Origin of the sequence: Paenibacillus alkalitolerans (genome assembly GCF_016482785.1) — a bacterium.
GTDB lineage: Bacteria > Bacillota > Bacilli > Paenibacillales > YIM-B00363 > Paenibacillus_AE > Paenibacillus_AE alkalitolerans.
In genome coordinates this window covers 25,357-43,802 of sequence record NZ_JAEMXM010000006.1, presented here as the reverse complement: position 1 = coordinate 43,802, position 18,446 = coordinate 25,357, and the positions used below count along the sequence as shown (strand labels likewise).

Here is an 18,446-nt window from a genome sequence, read left to right as displayed (position 1 = left end):
AGTTGAAGCATGAAAAACAGAAGCTTTGAAATTCATTACTATCTCATGCTTCTGCCGGGATTGGTCTGGTTGGTTTTGTTCAGCCTTGTCCCCATGTTCGGCATTGTGATGGCTTTTCAGGACTACAATCCCGGCGCCGGCATCTTTGGCTCCGAGTGGGTCAGGTTGGAGAACTTCGAATACATGTTCGTGCTGTCGGACAGCAGGGTCGTGTTCTTTAACACCATATATATAGCGGTGCTCAAGATCATAGGAAATCTCGTCGTTCCGCTCGTCTTTGCGCTCATGTTGAACGAATTGCGGATTCAGATCGTGAAGAGATGGGTGCAGACGATCGTTTATTTGCCTCACTTTCTATCTTGGGTTATTTTGTCGGGCATTTTGTTGGACGTATTCGCCTTCAAAGGTCCGGTAAACTCGATCTTGGCCGTCTTCGGCATAGAGCCTGTGCTGTTTTTCGCCCGGGCGGACTTGTTCCCTTACATCATCGTCGGAAGCGACGTGTGGAAAGAATTCGGCTTTAACACGATTATATATTTGGCGGCATTGACCGGTATCAACCCGGCATTGTATGAAGCTGCGGCCATGGATGGCGCGACCCGGATGCAGCGCCTGCGGCACGTTACGCTGCCGGGCATAACGACAACGGTCGTGCTGTTGGCGGTGTTAAGCCTTGGAAACGTATTGAACGCGGGATTCGATCAAGTTTTCAACTTGTATAACCCGCTTGTATATTCGACCGGGGACATCATCGACACGTGGGTGTACCGTGCCGGCTTATTGAATCTCCAGTTCAGCTTGGCGACGGCGATGGGACTTTTGAAATCCGTGGTAAGCTTCGTGTTGATCGTCCTGTCGTATTACTTGGCATCCAGATTTGCAAACTACCGCATCTTTTAGAAGGAGGATCAGCATGGTCAGAGAAACGACGTTCGGCTCCAAAGTCTTTGATATCCTGCTTTTAGTCCTTCTGCTGGGTATCGCGTTAGTGTGCGTATTGCCGATATGGTATACGCTGGCCGTCTCGTTAAGCGACAAAGCCGCCGCCGCCGCCGGCATCGTCCGGCTGTGGCCGGTCGGATTCAACTTGATCTCGTATAGTACGATCATGACGGACTCGAAATTTATTAATTCGTTCGGCATTTCGCTGCAGCGGGTTGTATTAGGGACTGCATTAAACTTTATCGTAACCGTATTGATGGCTTATCCGTTGTCCAAATCCGTGAAAGAATTCCGGATGCGCAACGTGTTTATGTGGCTTCTCGTGTTCTGCATGCTGTTTAACGGCGGATTGATCCCGTGGTATATGACGGTGAAAGCTTACGGATTGATGAACACGATTTGGGCGCTCGTGCTCGCCGGCGGCGTTCAGGTGTTCCACGTCATTCTCGTCGTCAACTTCTTCCGCAACTTGCCCAAGGAGATGGAGGAGGCGGCGTTGGTGGACGGAGCGGGTCCATGGTATATGCTCATCCGTATCTTTATTCCGCTTGCGGTGCCGGTGCTGGCGACGATCACCTTGTTCAGCATTGTGTATCACTGGAACGAGTTTTTCCACGGGCTGGTGCTCATGAAGTCGGCTGAAAGTTATCCGCTGCAAACGTACATTCAGCAGCTCGTCGTGGTGATCGATACGACCAGCATGACGGAGGACGAGTACAAGAAGCTGAGTGAGCTTTCCAACCAGACGTTGAATGCGGCGAAAATCTTTATCGCGATGATCCCTGTATTGCTGATCTATCCGTTCTTGCAGCGGTTTTTCATTCACGGCATTACGCTCGGGTCGGTGAAAGAGTAGAAGAAACGGCCCATCGTACGACACTTGTATATTCGCCGTTTGTCGGTGATCGTCACACAAAAAGAGACTCGGCAACAGTGCGCGAGTCTCTTCATCATTATTAAAGAGTAAATTCAGTCCAGCGAGTAAAAGTAAAATCAAGGGCAACGTCTCCTGCGCATTCCTAAGTTCCGAATCATATGGAGTTAAGCCGGTTTATTCATTACAACTGGCTTCGGTATGATGTTGCTACATAGAAAGATGTGATATTCCCGCTAATGGATTTTTTAGGATCGAATTGCCGTCTAAAGCATTATTGAGGGATCCTTAACTTTTGCCCGACTTTGAGGTAAACGTTCGGATTTAGATTGTTATACTTGATAATCGTCTGCATACTCACACCAAATTTTTGCGCAATTTTCCACAATGAATCACCAGGTTTCACTGTATAGTTTCGAACGGTGATAATATTGATGCGTGACCAATCAAATAGCTTCCCAGGATCCGTTTTTCTTCCCGGAGCATACTCGCTATGGCCCACAATATGTTTTCTGTCCCGTTGAATAGTAGGGTGGCGTTTAAGAATCTCATTCAATAAGCGATTTAGAGAGCGATACTGAGCATCGGTATATCCGATATTGGCAGGGGCGATCAAATCATACATTTTTCGAGGCATGAGAGGGAGCATCTCATCTCGTGTTCCAATCGCTAACATCTCAATTCCGATCGAATACTCATTCATTTTGTTTGTGTGCTCCGGGAATCCTGGCAGACTCCCTTTTCCAGCGTGTAATGCGACGCGGTCTTCACTCACCAACCGGTAAATTTCTCCGTTCCGCCCAATCATGTAATTAGCGGAGACTCCGTAGGTGATAAAAATGCGATAAACATCTTTTACATCATACGGGTTCAGCGGTTTCTGTACGGCATTAGAAATAAAGTGAATCATGACATGTGTGACTTTGTTGGTCCGGGGGTACGAATATTTGGGTGGAAGGTAAAGATTATGAATTGGGATAGTGGCGGCATACGCGCGAACTTGTGAAATGCCGCGATTGAGCGCCTGCTTTTTGTTTTCCGGGATCGGCGCCGGTTCCGCGCTTTGGCCGCTGCATCCTAATAAGAGCAAAAATCCAAAAAAGAGCGAAAAAAAACTTCTCAGTCTCATAATTAGCGCTCCTCTGTAAATGAAATCCTTGGTTTGTGATTATCATCCACTGCAGGAGCGCCAAATATGCAAGTCTCATTCTTGATGATTCGCCGAGAATTAGCATTAAAGATGACCAACACCCGTTCAGGAGGCAACGCACCTAATCCATTTAGCTTCATTACATTATCTGGATGATCAAAGCTCAGTGAAAAATAGTTAAAATATTTTTATGTGATAATGATATAAAATCCGGCCTTCGGCCGTCTTATATATAGCTGCAGCGGAAAGGAGCAGGAACAATTGTCCGATACATTTAAAGATATATTTTACAAGCATTACCCTTCCGTAGTGAGGAAGTTAACTCTTTTGGTACAGGATGAGGGCGTTGCGGAGGATCTTGCTCAAGAAGTTTTTCTGCGTCTGTACAGAAATCCGCCGAATGAGCTGGAGGCCGTGGGCGCATGGCTTCACCGGGTGCTGACCCGCGTCGGGTACGATTATTTAAATAAACGAACACGGGAGCGGGCTTTGATTCAAAAGCAGGAACAGCTCGTAATCGGTGACGAAAACCGCGCTCTGTCCAATGAAGATGTTACACTGCGGAAGATGGAGCAGAAAGAAGTGCGCGATTGGCTGGATCAGTTGCCGGAGCGGGACCGCCGGCTGCTGATGCTGAAATATTCGGGATACAGCTACAATGAGATCGCAGAGAAGCTGCGTGTTCGAAGGCCTTTAGTGGGCACTATGCTGTTAAGAGCGACGGAAAAGCTTAGGAAGCAAGCGGAGTTGAATATGCGCAATCAATACGAATAGGAGAATGACGATATGGCGGAAAACAATAAATGGAATGATAAGAATGGAAAACATCTGGATGAAGCTTGGAAAAAGCTGCAGGAAAAATTAAAGGATGAGCCGGTGAATCCCAGATGGACTCAATGGGATAGCGAACAGTTAAGAGAAGAAATTATGTGGGCGCCTGAATCGAAAAACGATCTCGAGCCGACCGTTCCGGAAACCGGCAATGAGGGAATGAAAGATACGTCTCCGGTTGCCAAGCCGACGTTCGTCAACCGCTGGAAACGCAACAAGCACGCAAAATGGATCAATGGTGCGGTTGCAGCCGGCGTGCTGGCATTGATCATAGTCACGCCGGCAGGCAATAATGCGTTAGCAGCCATCCTTAACCAATTCCAAATGGAACAAATCACAACCATTCAAGAAAATGAGGCGGAGCAGCTGTTTAATACGTTCACCGCGGACGGCAAGCTGCGCGAATCGGAAAACAAATTCGGCAATTTCGCAAGAGAGTCCGGAACGATGCACGGCGAATTCGATGTAACCGAAGTTTCCAACGTATTAAACCGTAAAATTGTGGTTCCGGAAAGCTTTAAAAGCGATAAAGTGTATGTCGGCCCTTCGGATACGGTCACTTTAACGATCAATGTGGCGGAAGTGAACAAAGCGATGAGCAGGCTGGGGGCTTCAAAGCTTCTCCCGCAATCGGTTGACGGCAAATCGATTACGATCGAGCTTGGAGAATCGGTTCAAATGGATATGAACAACGGAAAAAATAACTATGTTTCCTTCACTCAACAGCCTGTCCCGAAAATCCATGTAGATCCGTCGGTCGACGTTAAAGTAGCGCTCGATGCGCTCATCGATTTCCCGCTGCTGCCGGAACATCTCAAGAGCAGCCTGAAATCCTCCAGCATTCTTGACGGCGGGTCCGTGCCGCTTCCGGTTATTGCCGATGAACGCACGACAATGGTTAAGGTTGAAGGTCATGACGTATTGCTGGAGAAATACGGGGAACAGAGAGGTGCTTACTATCACTCGATGTGGATTAAAGACGGAAATATATATACACTTTCGGGAAATGGATTCGGCTCTCAAGAAGAGCTTGAGGCCCGGATCGCGGAGCTGATCCGCCAATGAGCGAAGCGGTTATACAAACGAACGGTCTGACGAAAGATTACGGCAACGGCCGCGGTTGCCGAAATATTACACTTACCGTTAGGGCTGGGGAAGCTTTTGGCTTCCTCGGCCCTAACGGCGCTGGGAAAAGCACTCTGGTTAAGATGCTGGTCGGGCTGATCCGTCCGACAGCGGGACAAGCCTCCCTCTTCGGGGCGCAGGCCGGAACGATTGAAGCACGCCGTCACATCGGATACTTGCCGGAATTGTACCGGTACCAAGAATGGCTGACGGGCGAAGAAGTGCTATGGCTACATGCGAAGCTTTGCAATTTGGAACACTCGTACGCGAAGAAGCGCATTGCCGAATTGTTGGAAGAAGTGGGGATCGGATTGCGGGGGCGCGACCGAATCAAGCATTATTCCAAAGGAATGCAGCAGCGGCTCGGTTTCGCGTGCGCGATGATAAGCGATCCCAAGCTTTTATTCCTCGACGAACCGTCCTCGGCGATGGATCCGGTCGGCAGGCATGAGGTTAGACAGCTTTTGCAGAAGCTGCGCAAACAGGGGAAGACCATATTTTTAAACTCGCATTTGTTGGAAGATGTTGAAGTTTTGTGCGACCGGGTGGCCTTATTAAATAACGGGGAGATTATGGCCCAAGGTTCGGTGGAGGAAGTGCTGCAGGAGAAAAACCGTTGGCAGCTGCGTGTGGGCGGCTTGACGCCTTTGCATCTGGAATGGCTTCGTGAGACGACCGGGCTGCCGATGAAGATCGCCTCAATCGTATCTTTGCAGACAGGCGATCTCGTGTGGTTGGAAGCACAGTTGAAGGACGACGAGCAGATCGGCTGGTTGAACAGTCTCATTGTTGAACAGGGCATGACGTTGTACGAAGTGAACAAGGCGAAGAACAGACTGGACGAATGGTTCGTGAACGCCGTCTCCGGACTGAACCACAGGGGGGAGCGGGCATGAACAGCATCATCGCTATGACATGGAAAGAAATGATGCGCAAACGCGTCTTGTCTTTAACATTGATAATGACGGCCGTGTTCCTCATCGGTTTCTGGTATGTGGCCAAGACGATCGGAAGCGACATGGCGTCGGATCGCTTCGATCCTTCAAGTATGGAATATGTGTTGGAACAATTCCGCAACGGAACGATTATCCTGTCTCTCGGGTTTTTCTTCGGTACTTTTGTTGTCGCCTTTTTATCTATATTCAGCTCATTTTCCACAGTTGGCGGGGAGGCGGAATTAGGGGTCCTGCAAGCGTTGCTGCCCCGGCCGATCAGCAGATGGAAATGGTATATGGGCAGGTGGATCGGTTATGTCAGTCTCGGCGTCGCGTATTGCGCAATCCTTTTCACCGCTTTATTAGTGATCACCGACATGTATGCCGGAGTGCCGAAAGATGCGGTTTTGCTGCTTAAAGCTTTTGCCTTGTTCGCTTGGGTTGTGCCGATGCTCGTTTCCGTGGCGATGTTGGGCTCGTGTTTTTTCCCCGCATTCGGCAACGGCGTCTTTATGATCACGCTGTATGGCGCAGGCTGGCTGGGCGGGATGATTGACAAAGTTACCGCGGTCGGGTTGTTTTCGGAGGAGTCGCAGCAATCGCTGAACATGGTTTCGGGGATAATGTCGCTGGTGATGCCCGCGGATACGCTGCAAAGGCGAATGCTGGCCGAATTGTTCTCCGTAAGGGAAATACAGAACTTTATGGATTTAAACGATCTTGGGCCGTTTAGCTTCTCGACGATCCCTTCAAATTCGTTCCTCGTCTATTGCGCTCTGTATACGATCCTTGCACTCGTTCTCGGGATCAGGGCATTTCAACGGAAGGATTTGTAGAACCAAACCGTTCCTGCAGGGACGGCTGTTTTTTATTTGGACGAAGAGCGATTAGAATAGGCCGGACCATATTTCGACAAAAAATGCCAACGAAGAAGCATGTGAGAGCATTCGCGAGAATGAAACCGCTTTATCCAATAAATCAGAAAAATCTGAATATTTACATTATTGTCGAAATCGATATACAATATAGCCATCGAAAGGACAAGCCTAACGGCGGTATTATTCAGCTTCAGGCGAATCGAAGGTGACCTAATGGCGATCCGTAACCACACTCATACGGATCGGACGGTTCACACCCAATAATGCATCGCCTGTACTGATTAATATACATTCTACATAGAAGGGAGAATCATCCGGTGAAGTAGGTGAGGCGAAGCATGCCAGCACACCTCCCGGCATGCGGGGACGAAGGTGAGTGTAGTATGAAACGTGTGTGGTTACATGCCAGGCATGTTTTTGTAAGAGGGAATTGTAATGATAAATATGCGGTGCATGTATCGGAGGGTTGAGGTATACAAGTGAATAAAGTATCGGCCGAGTAGCCCCGTTTATGGAAAAAAATCCATGGACGGGGCTTTGACACGTGCGACAATCTCCTGGCATACGGGTGCTTGCACGATTACAATGCTAAAGTACCAATCGGCATCAGTGCCGGTTTCTACGGTGTAGTTATATTTGCATATGTTGCTTGACCGACTGCTCTTTTTTTGAGCGAATTACCGGTGATCCGTATATACATTAGCTTTGCTGAGCCGCTGGATTTGATGAACTTCCTCCGGCGTCAGCGGAGGGATGCCGGCCGCTTCAAGATTGCTTATCAGCTGCTCGCGGGAGCTTGCTCCCGGTATGACGGTTGCGACCGCGGGATGCGCAAGCGAATAGCGGATCGCAAGATGAGAGATGCTGCGTTCGCGTTCGTTGCCAGCCAGCTTGATCAACCGCTCGCGAAGCGTCCTTAGTTCTTCAACGCTGTAGTCCAAAAAACCTTTCTCCGGCTGCCTGCTCTCCGCCAGCGCGCCGCGTGCGAGCGGGCCGCGTGCGATGACGCCGACTCCGCTTTCTTTCAGCAGCGGCAATACCTCTACCTCGGCACGCCGATCTAGGATGCCGTACTGGTTCATAACGCTGACGATGGAAGAGCGCTTTACATATTCTCGTATGACATTCGGCCGGATAGAGGAAATGCCGTAATAATGGATAACTCCTTCCCGCTTCAATTCCTCGAACGCTTCAATCGTTTCGTCGATCGGATCGCCGATCGTTCCCCCGTGCAGCTGATACAAGTCGATATAATCGGTTTGAAGTCTTCGCAAGCTTTCTTTTACCGCCGATTGAATATACGCTTTGGACGGATCCCACACCCATCCCTCTTGTCCGGGAATGCGCCGGTTGCCGACCTTCGTGGCGACGATAACGCCGCTGCGGCGTCCGCGGATCGCCTTTCCGACCAGCTCCTCGTTGCGGCCGTCATCATACAAGTCGGCGGTATCCAAAAAGTTTACGCCCTTATCTAAAGCTTCATGTATGATGGAAACCGCCTTCCGCTCCTCCGTGCCGAGCGACATGCAGCCCAATCCTATTTCGCCGACCAGCAGATCGGACGACCCTAACCGGTTCTTCTTCATATGCGCCGTCTCCCCTTTCATTGAACCTGCTGACTTTTATCCCATTATGTGAAAAGGTTCCGCGAATGACAAGAGAAAGCCGCATTGCACGAGGAGAGATGAAAAGAATTGCGAAATAACGAAAGATGCCGCACAATTGGAGAAACTGCGCGAGTTCGTATTCAATATCGTCAAAATAAAGAAGAGTACAAGGAGTGGAGAATGTTTTATGAAAAAGAGAATTGCAATAGATATGGACGAAGTGATAGCGGATTTTAACGCGAAACATTTACGAGTGTTTAATCGCGACTACAATGAGAATTTTACTGTGAATGACTTGCAGGGAACTCGGCTTAGGGAATTACGTCCTCATTTAAAAAACGAGATTACTGCATACTTAAACGATCCCGCTTTTTTCCGCGATTTGGATGTCATGAGAGACAGCCAAAAGGTTATCAAACAATTAAGTGAACAATATGAAATTTTCATCACAACGGCGGCGATGGAGTTTCCGGCTTCATTCACCTCAAAGTACGAATGGCTTAAGGAACAATTTCCCTTTCTGAATGAGATGAATTTTGTGTTTTGCGGAGATAAAAGCGTTATCCGAGCGGATTACCTGATTGACGATAATTCGAGACATTTTCAACGTTTTGAGGGTCAAGGAATTTTGTTTACGGCGCCGCACAATGTGAATGAAACGGGATACGTTAGAGTAAACAACTGGTTGGAAGTACGGAATTATTTTCTGTAAGGGGAGATTGATTCTGAAAAAGGTTATTAGCGTACTTCTTTATGTGGCGTTCCTAATTCCCTTGATATCCTGCAATGCTCAACCGAATGATAAATACTCGGCGCTTCAATTTGCGTCTGAATACAAGAAAGCGCTATTTGAAGTCGCCTACAAGCAGATTCCCACGGTTGAGGAGCGGACCGCCGCAGTAAGCAAATATGTTTCAGATGAAGCTTTGAATGACATCTCCGCAGACAGAATTGTCAGCATTCCTTTGGAAATAGCCAGAGCGCACCAATCGGATGTGCGAGTGAAGGACGTTTCATTCAGCGATCCGTTCGAGAGCGGCGGAAAGTTTGTTACGGAATATTCATTGGTTTTAGTTGTTGCGGCAAACGGAAGCGGCAAAGAACAACAAGTAAGCGGGAATATACAAATCGAGAAACGGGAGGGGGACTGGAAAGTAACTAAAGATTTCGTTAACTCGCATGCGCTGTCGGAATTGGTCTTGCTGACTAAAGCGGACCGGCAAGGTTTGAACGACAAGCTTTCATTCGTGCCGGGCAAGTCGGTAGCCAGCTACGCAGAAACCGAAGCTGAGACGGTGTTGGTCGTGGAGTTCACCGTCGTTAACGAGTCCGGCAGCACGACGGATCCTTTCGCCTTCAGGATCAATATCGCCGACCCGGCGTTGTCGGATCTGCTTGAGCAGGACCCCGGCGTGGCCGACCACTATATGGGGCAGCGGTTCACCTTGCTGCGCGACGAAAGCCACGTGTACGGCAGCATGTTTAATGTCAAAGATGGAGTATCCGCCGAAAAGCTTCGAGCCGCCATTGAGGGAGCCAAGAGCTTGGAAGTTCGGTTGATCAATGAGGCAGGGGAAGTGATCGCCTCGCAATGGATTCAAAAATTTCGTGTATTGGAAGACCCGGCCTTGAGCACTTCCGCTTGAAAGAGTACAATTTCAATAAACTGGCAAGTGGAGGGAACGTATGCCGATTCAATATGATTTTGACCGTATGATCGACCGCCGGAATACGGCTTCATACAAATGGGATCAACTGACCGCCTTGTTTGGCGGGGAAGACGTGCTGCCGCTATGGGTGGCGGATATGGATTTTCCTTGCGCGCAGCCGATTGTGGACGCTCTTGTCCGCCGCGCTCAAGAGGGCGTATATGGATACACAATCCGAACCGACGATTGGTATGACTCAATTCGCGGGTGGTTCGAGCGGAGGCATAACTGGAGCATCCCCGCCGAATCGATCCTCATGAGCCCGAGCGTCGTCACTTCGCTTTCATTGGCAGTGGAATTGTTTACGGAACCCGGCGCGAATGTCATCGTGCAGCCGCCTGTGTACTATCCTTTCTTCGACGTGATCCGGATGAACGGGCGAAATGTCGCCCGCAACCCGCTCATACTGGGCGAAGACGGGCGTTACCGTATGGACTTGGAGGGTATGGAGAAGCTCATGCAAGACAGTGCGAAACTGATGCTTCTGTGCAACCCGCACAATCCGGGCGGCCGAGTGTGGACGCGCGAGGAGCTGTCGAGCTTGGAGGAATTGGCCGCCAAGTACGGCGTAACGGTCGTCTCCGACGAAATTCATTGCGATCTCGTGTTTCAGCCCGCGCGGCACGTACCATACGCAACGGTAGGCGATTACGCGGCTTCCCATTCGATCACGCTGCTTGCTCCTACGAAAACCTTTAATATTCCTGGCGTTCAGTCGTCTTTCATCGTCGCGGCGGATGCCAAGCTTCGGACGAAGCTGGCGAACCGCATTAAGACGCTTTCGTTGCATATGCAAAACTTTTTCGCCCATACGGCGACCATCGCCGCTTATAACGAAGGCGGGGATTGGCTGGATCAGCTGCTGCCTTACCTGAAAGAAAACATCGATGCAGCGATCGGGTTTTTCGAGCGGCGGCTGCCGGTCATTCGGCCGGTTCGTGCGGAAGGTACGTATTTGCTTTGGATCGACTGCCGCGGGCTTGGGATGAGTGTTGCCGATCTGAAACGCCTCATGTTTGCCGAAGCGAAAGTCGCGTTCAGCGAAGGATCGGTGTTCGGCGATGAAGAGGGATCCGGCTTCTTGCGGGTGAACTGCGCATGCCCGCGGCCGTTACTGCTGGAGGCGTTGGAGCGGTTCGCAGCTGCGGCCGCGCGCGCCGGCGAAGTCAGTAAGTCATGATTAGCTGCCGGAAAGTGGTTAAGACGTTCCGAACCGGCGGTTCGGCGTTTACCGTGTTGAAGGGGATCGATCTGGACATCGCCGCCGGGGAGTTCGTCGCGATTGTCGGCAAATCGGGCAGCGGGAAATCGACGCTGTTAAACATGATTACCGGCATAGATGAGCCGACAAGCGGGGAAGTGACGGTGAACGGCACGCGGCTGAGTCAGCTGAAATCCAGCGCTTTGGCGCAGTGGAGAGGAAGGCAGCTCGGCGTCATTTTTCAATTTTTCCAGTTGATGCCGACACTTAATTTAATTGAAAACGTAATGCTCCCGATGGATTTTTGCCGCATGTGGGCGGCGAAGGAACGCAAACGCAGGGCGATGGAGCTGCTGGACAGCGTAGGTATGGCCGGCCATGCCTACAAGATGCCGTCCGCCATATCCGGAGGACAGCAGCAGCGCGTGGCGATCGCCAGGGCGCTTGCGAACGACCCGCCGGTCATCATCGGAGACGAGCCTACGGGGAGTCTCGATTCAAAGACGGCGGAGAGCGTCTTCCAATTGTTTGAAGGGCTCGTCAAGCAAGGCAAGACGGTCGTCATGGTGACCCACGACAACGATCTTGCGCATCGCGTGCAGCGAAGCATCATCGTCGCCGACGGCGAAATCGTCAACCAGCATATCGTTCACGCGTTCCCGGGCCTCGATGTCGACGTGCTTACCGCGCTAGCGAAGCGGTTTCGCAAGGTTGAAGTGGCTCCCGGCACGATTTTGCTGCGGCAGGGCGATGAAGCGGATTGCGCATATGTGGTGACGAAGGGCGAAGCGGAGGTGCTTGTGAAGCACCCTGGCGGGAACGATATTTTGGTGAGCAGCCTTGGCCCCGGGCAATATTTCGGGGAGATCGCCTTGGTGCGCGGAGGACGGCGCACGGCCACGATTCGTGCCGGCGCGAAGGAGACGTTGGAGGTGTACGAGCTCGACCGTGAAACGTTCGGAGGCATACTTACCCAATCGGCTATGACAAAGGAAGACATCGACCGCAGCATTCGCGAACGGTTGGGCGAGCTGCACCGGCTCCAAGGAGAATTGAGCCATGGGTAACACGCGATGGCGCAAGATGTTTCGCGATTTGCTTTCGGATCCGGGGCGTACGCTCCTTGCGGTTCTGTCCATCTCCATCGGCGTTGCGGGTGTGAGCTTAATCGGCCAGACGCTGCATACGTTGAACCGGGGTATGGCGGAAAGCTACGAAGCTGCGAATCCGTCGGATGCGGTCGTGTTCACAAGCGGCTTTGACGGCTCCGTCCTTGATGCCGTCCGGGAAGCCGACGGGGTTGCGTCGGCCGAGGGCCGCTTCGCCGCATCCGTTCGCATGAGCGCCCTGGATTCGCCGGCTGCCGAGGATTGGCGCAAAGTGCAATTAGTCGCTATCGACGACTTTTCTTCTATAAGCAGCGACCGGCTGCTGCCTGAACAGGGCTCCTATCCGCCGGGCCGCGAAGAAGCGTTGTTCGAACGAACAGCTCTCTCGTATTACGGGCTGAGCGTCGGAGATACGGTTTGGTTGGAAACGCCCGGAGGAACGTTAAAGCCGCTGCGGATTTCGGGAACGGCGCGCGATCCCGTAAGGGAGACGGCGTCGTTGTCCGGGACTGGGTACGTGTATATTACATTGGATACATTGAACGATTTCGGCTTTCCGCGGCTGTATAACGCCGTTTCGTTCGCGATTGCGGACACCGGAGAGACGGAAGCGGGCCGCTTGACACGGGAAATCGAGCGTACCGCAGCGGCGGTTCGGGACGTGTTATACGCAAGAAACATTCAAGTACATACGACGAATATTCCGGAGCCCGGCAAGCATTGGGGGGCGGACATCGTCGGATCGATGATCGCCATCCTTCAAACGTTGGGCACCCTTGCGCTATTGTTGGGTATGACGCTGGTCGTAAATACCGTATTAGCCATTCTTGGAGGGCAGCTTCGGCAAATCGGGGTGATGAAGGTCATAGGGGCGACTCCGCGGGCGCTTTTTGCAATGTACTCATTCATCGTTATTATGTTTGGCGCGCTTGCGATCGCCGCGGGGCTGCCGCTCGGATTGTTCGGCGCGTCAGCGGTCATGGCCGGAACGAACGAACTGTTGAACTTCGACAGCTCGGGTTACGGGTATTCGCCGCAAGTCATCGTCGCCGCAATGTTTATTGGTGTTTGCGTGCCGTTCCTCGCAGCGGCGCTGCCTATTTATCGCGGAATTCGCATTTCCGTACGCGAAGCGATTCAGACGGGAGGCGCAGGCGGAGAACGGTTCGGAACGGGTTGGATAGACCGGTTGTTGGAGCGGGCGCGCGGCTTGCCCCGTCCGCTGATGCTTTCGCTGCGAAATACGTTTCGCCGCAAAGGAAGATTGGCGCTTACCATAACCACGTTAAGCCTGAGCGGAGCTATCGTTGTTTCCGTGATTAGCATTTACGCAAGCATGGACTTAACTTTGGAGCGGTCTCTTCAATACGCCGGGTACGACCTGCAAATCGCTTTCCCGTCTCCTCAGCCGAAATCGCGTGCGGAACAAGCGGCCGCTTCTGTTGAAGGCGTTGCGGCCGTCGAAGGCTGGGGAGCTTCCATTGCGAATCGCGTAAGGGAGGACGGTTCGGAGAGCGTCGATTGGAGCATGGCCGCCCCTCCTCCCGGAACGGAACTGATGACGCCCATTATTACCGATGGCCGCTGGCTGACGCCGGACGACCGCAATGCGATCGTCATCGATTCGTACATATTTAACGATGACCCCGGGGACATACGTGCGGGCGACACCGTAACGTTCGAGTGGAACGGTAAGCCTTCGGAATGGAAGGTCGTCGGCATCCTGCGCAAAGTCGTCGGCAAAGTGGAGTCGTTCGTTTCATACGATGCATGGGAACAGACGACCGGGCTTGCCGGTCAAATATCTCATTTGCATATTGTGACCGCCGAGCATGACCGGGTCGCGCAGGCCAGGACGGCCGAGAAGCTTCAAGCCGCGTTGGAAGCGGAGGGAATACCTGTGGCGGGCATTTCGCTGACTTCCGAATACCGGGAGCTGCAGCAGAGCCGATTCGGGATTATGTTGGGATTTCTCGCCGTCATGGGGACATTGCTTACCGTCGTGTCGACGTTGGGCTTGCTTGGCTGCATGAGCATTAACGTCATGGAGAGAACGAGAGATTTCGGCATTTTGCGAAGCATCGGCGCTACGAACCGTTCGATCTGGAGCATCGTAGTCGCGGAAGGGATGATCGTCGGCCTTATCGGTTGGGCGGCGGGCTCGCTGTTGGCGGTACCGGTCAGCAAGCTTCTGGCCGATGCCGTCGGAGAGTCGCTGTTCAAAAACACGCTCGACTATGTGTTTCCGGCGCACGGCATATTGCTATGGTTTGGCGGCGCGCTGGTCTGTTCCGCGGCCGCGAGCTTTCTGCCGGCTTGGAGAGCGTCCCGGCTTGCGATGCGCGAAGTTCTTGCGTTTGAATAAACAACAGAGAAGTAGAGAAAGCAGATACCTTATTTCGGACCTTTCGGCATCGTCGAAAGGTCTTTTTTTGGCATTATAGGGATATAGTCCGCGCGTATGTTCTGTACTGATGAGGACTGAAGCCGACGTGGTTTCTGAAGAAACGGCAAAAGTATCCGGTCGATGAAAACGACAGCTGCGCCGCGATGCTGCTGACCGGCAAGTCCGACCGCTGCAACAGCTCCTTGGCCTTCTTGATCCGGACCTGCAGAGCGTAATATTTCGGTGACACTCCGTAAACCTCTTTGAAACAGTGGCTAATATAAGCGCGATGGACATTCAGTTTTTTGGCGATATCGGAAATTTGCAGCTTGGACTGTTGAAGACTGCACCGAATGCTCAACGTATTGATGTTCTTTTTGCAAATGTCGGCTATAAAAGGCAAGGAATTGATAAAACGGCCTCCTGCGCCGAACTTCTGGCGTGCTCCAACCGACAATGACAGGGGCAGCAAGCTGCCGGTCAGATGCGCGACTTGGAAGAGAGCGGGCGAAAATGGAGAGCTTGCGCATTTCAATGTGGAAATATCCCCGTACAAGGTTAGAGTGAAAGCCGAGTATATGCTGGCGACCGCATCCCCTTCCATCTGCAGTGTGACCTATACGGTTTTTGGCAACGGGGAAATCGGAGTCGTACAAAGACTTCAACCCGGTCAAGACTTGCCCGAGATCCCGGAAGTCGGCATGATGTTTGCCATGGACCGGTCATTCGACAATTTTAGTTGGTTCGGCAAAGGCCCGCATGAAAATTATTGCGACCGGGCGACCGGCGCCAAGCTGGGCATCTATGAAGGCAAGGCGGCGGAGCAATTCGTCCCGTATTTAAAGCCGCAAGAGTGCGGGAACAAAACCGAAGTCCGTTGGGCGGAAATAACCGACAGCGATGGCGACGGTTTATTGATCCGGGGTTGTTCGACGGTTGAGGTCAACGTGCTTCCATATACGCCGTCCGAGCTCGAAGCGCATGACCACGCGTATAAGCTGCCCCCGTCCGACAAAACGGTAGTCAGGGTAAATTGCCGTCAGATGGGCGTCGGCGGCGACGACAGCTGGCATGCAAAGACGCATCCCGAATTTACGCTATACGCGGACCGAACTTATGAATACTCCTACATAATGGAATCCGGCGCCCTGCGTCAGACTCGACAACCATTGCGCCTCTTCTTCCGAGAAAGGCAGGGAATACACTTTGGTTTCCCTCATAATTGCAATGATCGTCAAAGCCTTTGTAATCAACGCTTCTTCAAAGACAGCTTCTTTGTTGGCTTTTTCTTTATTTTCATATAAAAAATAAAGAATAACGGCTAATGACAGCACAATCCCCAGAAAAGAAGCAAATACTAACGTCCGGTGTCGCAGCATTCCCCTTAACCTCATATCGGGATTTGAAAGGGGAATTCATGGGACAACGAGTCAACCGCTTCGGGAAGCAAAAACGTTGAACTTCCTTTCATTGCCAAAGGACAGCTCCATGGACACGTGACCGTTTCATTTGATCCTAATGAAAGTAATGTAATGGTGAACGCCAGTCTCCAACGGTTTGCAGATTACGATGCTGCATCGATCGTTCTGTTATTTATTTGGTTGAGTTATATCGCGGCGGGAAAACTGACCGAAAATACGGATGTATTGAGCCAATCCGCTTTGCGCGTCCAGCAAGGGCGCCGTATTCCGGACATACCGGTGCAAGGGTCGAAAGAATTGAGGCAAGTCATTCAAACGATGAATGACTTGATTGGCGATGTAAACCGTCAGGAGAGCATGCGCAAAGATATGATGCAGGATTTGGCGCATTTGTTGAGCCGTTGAAATAACATTTTGTAATATTTTGTTTCAACACCACTAGTTTTGTCATGTTTCTAAAAGAAACAAGGACTCTTGGCTTTCGAGTGGAATTTGTTGGTTACCACACCACAAAACACCGAGCGGAGAGTCCGATTTCATGGTAACCCTGTATCCTGAAGCCGGCGGCAAGCAACGAACGGCTGCAAATAAAGGACGATCCGAACACGGGTATTTCATCGTGGAGGACAGAAGAAGCGGGGCGGTCTGGAACTCTTTCCCCGATCCGTCGGCTTGGCCGGAGGAAACGAGCCAAGGGCAGTGGCGGACAATTATGAGATCTCCGTTTATCCTGGAGTATATCGATCCGAAGTTGAAAAACGACAAACCTCGAATGACCAACTTTATAGGAGCAACAAGGAAAAGTCGAGAGACGGACGGAGGCTTTGAACTGACCTATCGTGGCGCAGCAAATCAGCGATCTGATGGGCGCCGACCGGTACATCTATTTGAATATCGGGACGAAATATTCCTACATCATACAAGGCATAGAACGGGTATGACGCAGCGCGACATTCGTTTTTCCCAAGCGGACATTTAGTTGTACCGTCGACAAGCAAATTGCATTGCCTGCGACGTACTTGCATTTGAATAAACGATGATGAGGACCTTTCGGCGGGAGGCGCCGAAAGGTCCTTCTTTGTGCGAAAGACGCTGATTAGCGATCGATACTGCGTTGTATGAAAAGCGGTTCTTGTCGTTTTCACATAGTGCCGAGCGCCGATAGATGAAATGAATGCAAAAGTTACCGCCGCATACGGGGTTGCTAAGTGAAGGCAGCTAAATGCCGGGGGATGGGGGCCGCTCGACATGGGCATTAAGACGGGCAGGGGACGACGATTCGTTACGATGGCTAGCGGTAAAAATCGCCGTTATTAACGAACCATTTGCTTTATCGGCGGTATGAACGGTCGCATAGAGACTATCGATTAATTGAAGATTTCTATTTTCAGCGCCTGTATCCGGCATTCGCAGCACACATATCCGGACATTAATTGTCCGAATAGGTGATCTTCACGAAACTTATTTTTCAAACGTGTGGTACATTTGTCTAGCAAATGATCATTATGGCAACGGAATGTACACAAATGGTCGTTTTTGTGTATGTCCATCGGGTGAGTTTTTTCGTACTTCTGCGACTATGGCAATAGTGTGTACGTAATGTGTCGTCCAAACAACCGTTTATGAACAGAGTATTGCCATAATAGATCCCGCTCATCGGAATTCGCTACATTTACGGCAATCCGACGACAATTTTTATACATCTCTTTCCATAATAGTTCCGTAAAGTCCTTTGAAGGCGATTCAATAGAAGCTTTTCTCTATACAATGACGCTCGTGAAATTGAGGTTTGAAGAAGCAGGTAAATGTACTCATTTTGTCGAATAGGTTTTGTCGAATAAGATCATAAATTGCAGCTTTGCCAAATTGTTGAGGTGTTATAGTGAGAAAACTATTGGGGCTTGTTCTAGCTTGTTCTTTATTGACCGCTTGCGGAAGCGAAAATACGCCGGCATCCGGGACCGATGCAGGGAAGGAGTTTAAGCCTGACTTGGAAGTCTCGTTGGATATTTCCGGCGATGACGTAACGGTTACGGTGAACACAAATTTGGTCATATCCGAGGAGCACTACGGTCAAGAACGCAAGGCCAGAGAAGGCCATATACACATGTACTTGGACAACGGCGAAAAAATCGGAGTGAAGCATGCGAAAAAAGTGTTTCCCGACCTTGCTCCGGGCGAGCATACGCTTAAAGTTTCTTTGCATAACAACGATCATACCCCTTACGACGTCACGAAAACGATAGATTTCGTCATTGAATGAAGGGACGCGGGAGAA

At 51.0% G+C, this 18,446-nt stretch carries 18 protein-coding genes; 15 read left to right on the top strand and 3 right to left on the bottom strand.

Annotation, left to right across the window (positions count from 1 at the left end; genetic code table 11):
* The first annotated feature begins 9 nt into the window (after positions 1-9).
* On the top strand, positions 10-900 hold the full coding sequence (locus JET16_RS11735; protein WP_199616118.1) for an ABC transporter permease: 891 nt from the start codon (positions 10-12) through the stop codon (positions 898-900).
* 13 nt (positions 901-913) lie between these two features.
* Complete coding sequence (locus JET16_RS11730) at positions 914-1,798, top strand: carbohydrate ABC transporter permease (RefSeq protein ID WP_199616117.1); 885 nt, start codon at positions 914-916, stop codon at positions 1,796-1,798.
* Positions 1,799-2,090: 292 nt separating this feature from the next.
* On the opposite strand, the gene JET16_RS30575 is transcribed toward JET16_RS11730, so the two are convergent.
* Positions 2,091-2,945: an N-acetylmuramoyl-L-alanine amidase gene (locus tag JET16_RS30575; protein WP_325176676.1), complete on the bottom strand. Its 855-nt coding sequence runs from the start codon at positions 2,943-2,945 to the stop codon at positions 2,091-2,093.
* Between the two features lie 282 nt (positions 2,946-3,227).
* On the opposite strand from JET16_RS30575, the gene JET16_RS11720 reads away from it, so the two are divergent.
* From JET16_RS11720 to JET16_RS11705, 4 genes are read left to right on the top strand one after another with little or no spacing between them, the layout of a single operon-like run.
* Positions 3,228-3,740 (top strand): sigma-70 family RNA polymerase sigma factor, encoded by a 513-nt coding sequence (locus tag JET16_RS11720; RefSeq protein ID WP_199616116.1) that lies wholly within the window; start codon positions 3,228-3,230, stop codon positions 3,738-3,740.
* 12 nt (positions 3,741-3,752) lie between these two features.
* Positions 3,753-4,862: a hypothetical protein gene (locus JET16_RS11715; RefSeq protein WP_199616115.1), complete on the top strand. Its 1,110-nt coding sequence runs from the start codon at positions 3,753-3,755 to the stop codon at positions 4,860-4,862.
* The gene (locus JET16_RS11710; protein WP_199616114.1) at positions 4,859-5,818 is read left to right on the top strand and encodes an ABC transporter ATP-binding protein; all 960 of its coding nucleotides are present in this window, start codon (positions 4,859-4,861) and stop codon (positions 5,816-5,818) included. Before JET16_RS11715 ends, JET16_RS11710 begins: the two co-directional genes overlap by 4 nt.
* The gene (locus JET16_RS11705) at positions 5,815-6,693 is read left to right on the top strand and encodes an ABC transporter permease subunit (RefSeq protein WP_199616113.1); all 879 of its coding nucleotides are present in this window, start codon (positions 5,815-5,817) and stop codon (positions 6,691-6,693) included. The genes JET16_RS11710 and JET16_RS11705 overlap by 4 nt, the downstream gene beginning before the upstream one ends.
* Positions 6,694-7,412: 719 nt before the next feature.
* Here the strand turns inward: JET16_RS11705 and JET16_RS11700 are convergent.
* Positions 7,413-8,321 carry an aldo/keto reductase gene (locus JET16_RS11700; protein ID WP_199616112.1) on the bottom strand — a complete coding sequence of 303 codons (909 nt, stop codon included), beginning with the start codon at positions 8,319-8,321 and terminating at the stop codon, positions 7,413-7,415.
* Between the two features lie 208 nt (positions 8,322-8,529).
* Between JET16_RS11700 and JET16_RS11695 the strand changes: the two genes are divergently transcribed.
* Genes JET16_RS11695 through JET16_RS11675 form a run of 5 tightly spaced genes read left to right on the top strand, consistent with a single transcriptional unit; the run spans position 8,530 to position 14,726 of the window.
* Positions 8,530-9,054 carry a 5' nucleotidase, NT5C type gene (locus tag JET16_RS11695; protein WP_199616111.1) on the top strand — a complete coding sequence of 175 codons (525 nt, stop codon included), beginning with the start codon at positions 8,530-8,532 and terminating at the stop codon, positions 9,052-9,054.
* Positions 9,055-9,061: 7 nt separating this feature from the next.
* On the top strand, positions 9,062-9,988 hold the full coding sequence (locus tag JET16_RS11690; RefSeq protein ID WP_199616110.1) for a hypothetical protein: 927 nt from the start codon (positions 9,062-9,064) through the stop codon (positions 9,986-9,988).
* 40 nt (positions 9,989-10,028) lie between these two features.
* The gene (locus tag JET16_RS11685; RefSeq protein WP_233531445.1) at positions 10,029-11,231 is read left to right on the top strand and encodes a MalY/PatB family protein; all 1,203 of its coding nucleotides are present in this window, start codon (positions 10,029-10,031) and stop codon (positions 11,229-11,231) included.
* Positions 11,228-12,319 carry an ABC transporter ATP-binding protein gene (locus JET16_RS11680; protein ID WP_199616109.1) on the top strand — a complete coding sequence of 364 codons (1,092 nt, stop codon included), beginning with the start codon at positions 11,228-11,230 and terminating at the stop codon, positions 12,317-12,319. Before JET16_RS11685 ends, JET16_RS11680 begins: the two co-directional genes overlap by 4 nt.
* On the top strand, positions 12,312-14,726 hold the full coding sequence (locus JET16_RS11675) for an ABC transporter permease (RefSeq protein WP_199616108.1): 2,415 nt from the start codon (positions 12,312-12,314) through the stop codon (positions 14,724-14,726). Before JET16_RS11680 ends, JET16_RS11675 begins: the two co-directional genes overlap by 8 nt.
* Positions 14,727-14,799: 73 nt before the next feature.
* On the opposite strand, the gene JET16_RS11670 is transcribed toward JET16_RS11675, so the two are convergent.
* Positions 14,800-15,108 carry a helix-turn-helix transcriptional regulator gene (locus tag JET16_RS11670; protein ID WP_199616107.1) on the bottom strand — a complete coding sequence of 103 codons (309 nt, stop codon included), beginning with the start codon at positions 15,106-15,108 and terminating at the stop codon, positions 14,800-14,802.
* Here JET16_RS11670 and JET16_RS11665 point away from each other — a divergent pair.
* The 4 genes from JET16_RS11665 to JET16_RS11650 all read left to right on the top strand — a co-directional run bounded on the left by JET16_RS11665 (position 15,101) and on the right by JET16_RS11650 (position 18,431).
* Complete coding sequence (locus tag JET16_RS11665) at positions 15,101-16,051, top strand: beta-galactosidase small subunit (protein ID WP_199616106.1); 951 nt, start codon at positions 15,101-15,103, stop codon at positions 16,049-16,051. The genes JET16_RS11670 and JET16_RS11665 overlap by 8 nt on opposite strands.
* Before the next feature lie 228 nt (positions 16,052-16,279).
* Positions 16,280-16,573 (top strand): hypothetical protein, encoded by a 294-nt coding sequence (locus tag JET16_RS11660; RefSeq protein WP_233531443.1) that lies wholly within the window; start codon positions 16,280-16,282, stop codon positions 16,571-16,573.
* Between the two features lie 133 nt (positions 16,574-16,706).
* A complete protein-coding gene (locus tag JET16_RS11655) occupies positions 16,707-17,147 on the top strand; it encodes a hypothetical protein (RefSeq protein WP_199616103.1) in 441 nt (146 codons plus the stop codon).
* A gap of 903 nt (positions 17,148-18,050) precedes the next feature.
* Positions 18,051-18,431, top strand: a complete 381-nt coding sequence (locus JET16_RS11650) for a hypothetical protein (protein ID WP_199616102.1) — start codon at positions 18,051-18,053, stop codon at positions 18,429-18,431.
* Positions 18,432-18,446 lie beyond the last annotated feature (15 nt).

Excerpts from the sequence above, each read along its gene's own strand:
- JET16_RS11735 (WP_199616118.1), top strand. The coding sequence starts at position 10 with ATGAAAAACAGAAGCTTTGAAATTCATTACTATCTCATGCTTCTGCCG.
- JET16_RS11730 (WP_199616117.1), top strand. The coding sequence starts at position 914 with ATGGTCAGAGAAACGACGTTCGGCTCCAAAGTCTTTGATATCCTGCTT.
- JET16_RS30575 (WP_325176676.1), bottom strand. The coding sequence starts at position 2,945 with ATGAGACTGAGAAGTTTTTTTTCGCTCTTTTTTGGATTTTTGCTCTTA.
- JET16_RS11715 (WP_199616115.1), top strand. The coding sequence starts at position 3,753 with ATGGCGGAAAACAATAAATGGAATGATAAGAATGGAAAACATCTGGAT.
- JET16_RS11710 (WP_199616114.1), top strand. The coding sequence starts at position 4,859 with ATGAGCGAAGCGGTTATACAAACGAACGGTCTGACGAAAGATTACGGC.
- JET16_RS11705 (WP_199616113.1), top strand. The coding sequence starts at position 5,815 with ATGAACAGCATCATCGCTATGACATGGAAAGAAATGATGCGCAAACGC.
- JET16_RS11700 (WP_199616112.1), bottom strand. The coding sequence starts at position 8,321 with ATGAAGAAGAACCGGTTAGGGTCGTCCGATCTGCTGGTCGGCGAAATA.
- JET16_RS11695 (WP_199616111.1), top strand. The coding sequence starts at position 8,530 with ATGAAAAAGAGAATTGCAATAGATATGGACGAAGTGATAGCGGATTTT.
- JET16_RS11685 (WP_233531445.1), top strand. The coding sequence starts at position 10,029 with ATGCCGATTCAATATGATTTTGACCGTATGATCGACCGCCGGAATACG.
- JET16_RS11680 (WP_199616109.1), top strand. The coding sequence starts at position 11,228 with ATGATTAGCTGCCGGAAAGTGGTTAAGACGTTCCGAACCGGCGGTTCG.
- JET16_RS11675 (WP_199616108.1), top strand. The coding sequence starts at position 12,312 with ATGGGTAACACGCGATGGCGCAAGATGTTTCGCGATTTGCTTTCGGAT.
- JET16_RS11665 (WP_199616106.1), top strand. The coding sequence starts at position 15,101 with ATGCTCAACGTATTGATGTTCTTTTTGCAAATGTCGGCTATAAAAGGC.
- JET16_RS11660 (WP_233531443.1), top strand. The coding sequence starts at position 16,280 with ATGGTGAACGCCAGTCTCCAACGGTTTGCAGATTACGATGCTGCATCG.
- JET16_RS11655 (WP_199616103.1), top strand. The coding sequence starts at position 16,707 with ATGGTAACCCTGTATCCTGAAGCCGGCGGCAAGCAACGAACGGCTGCA.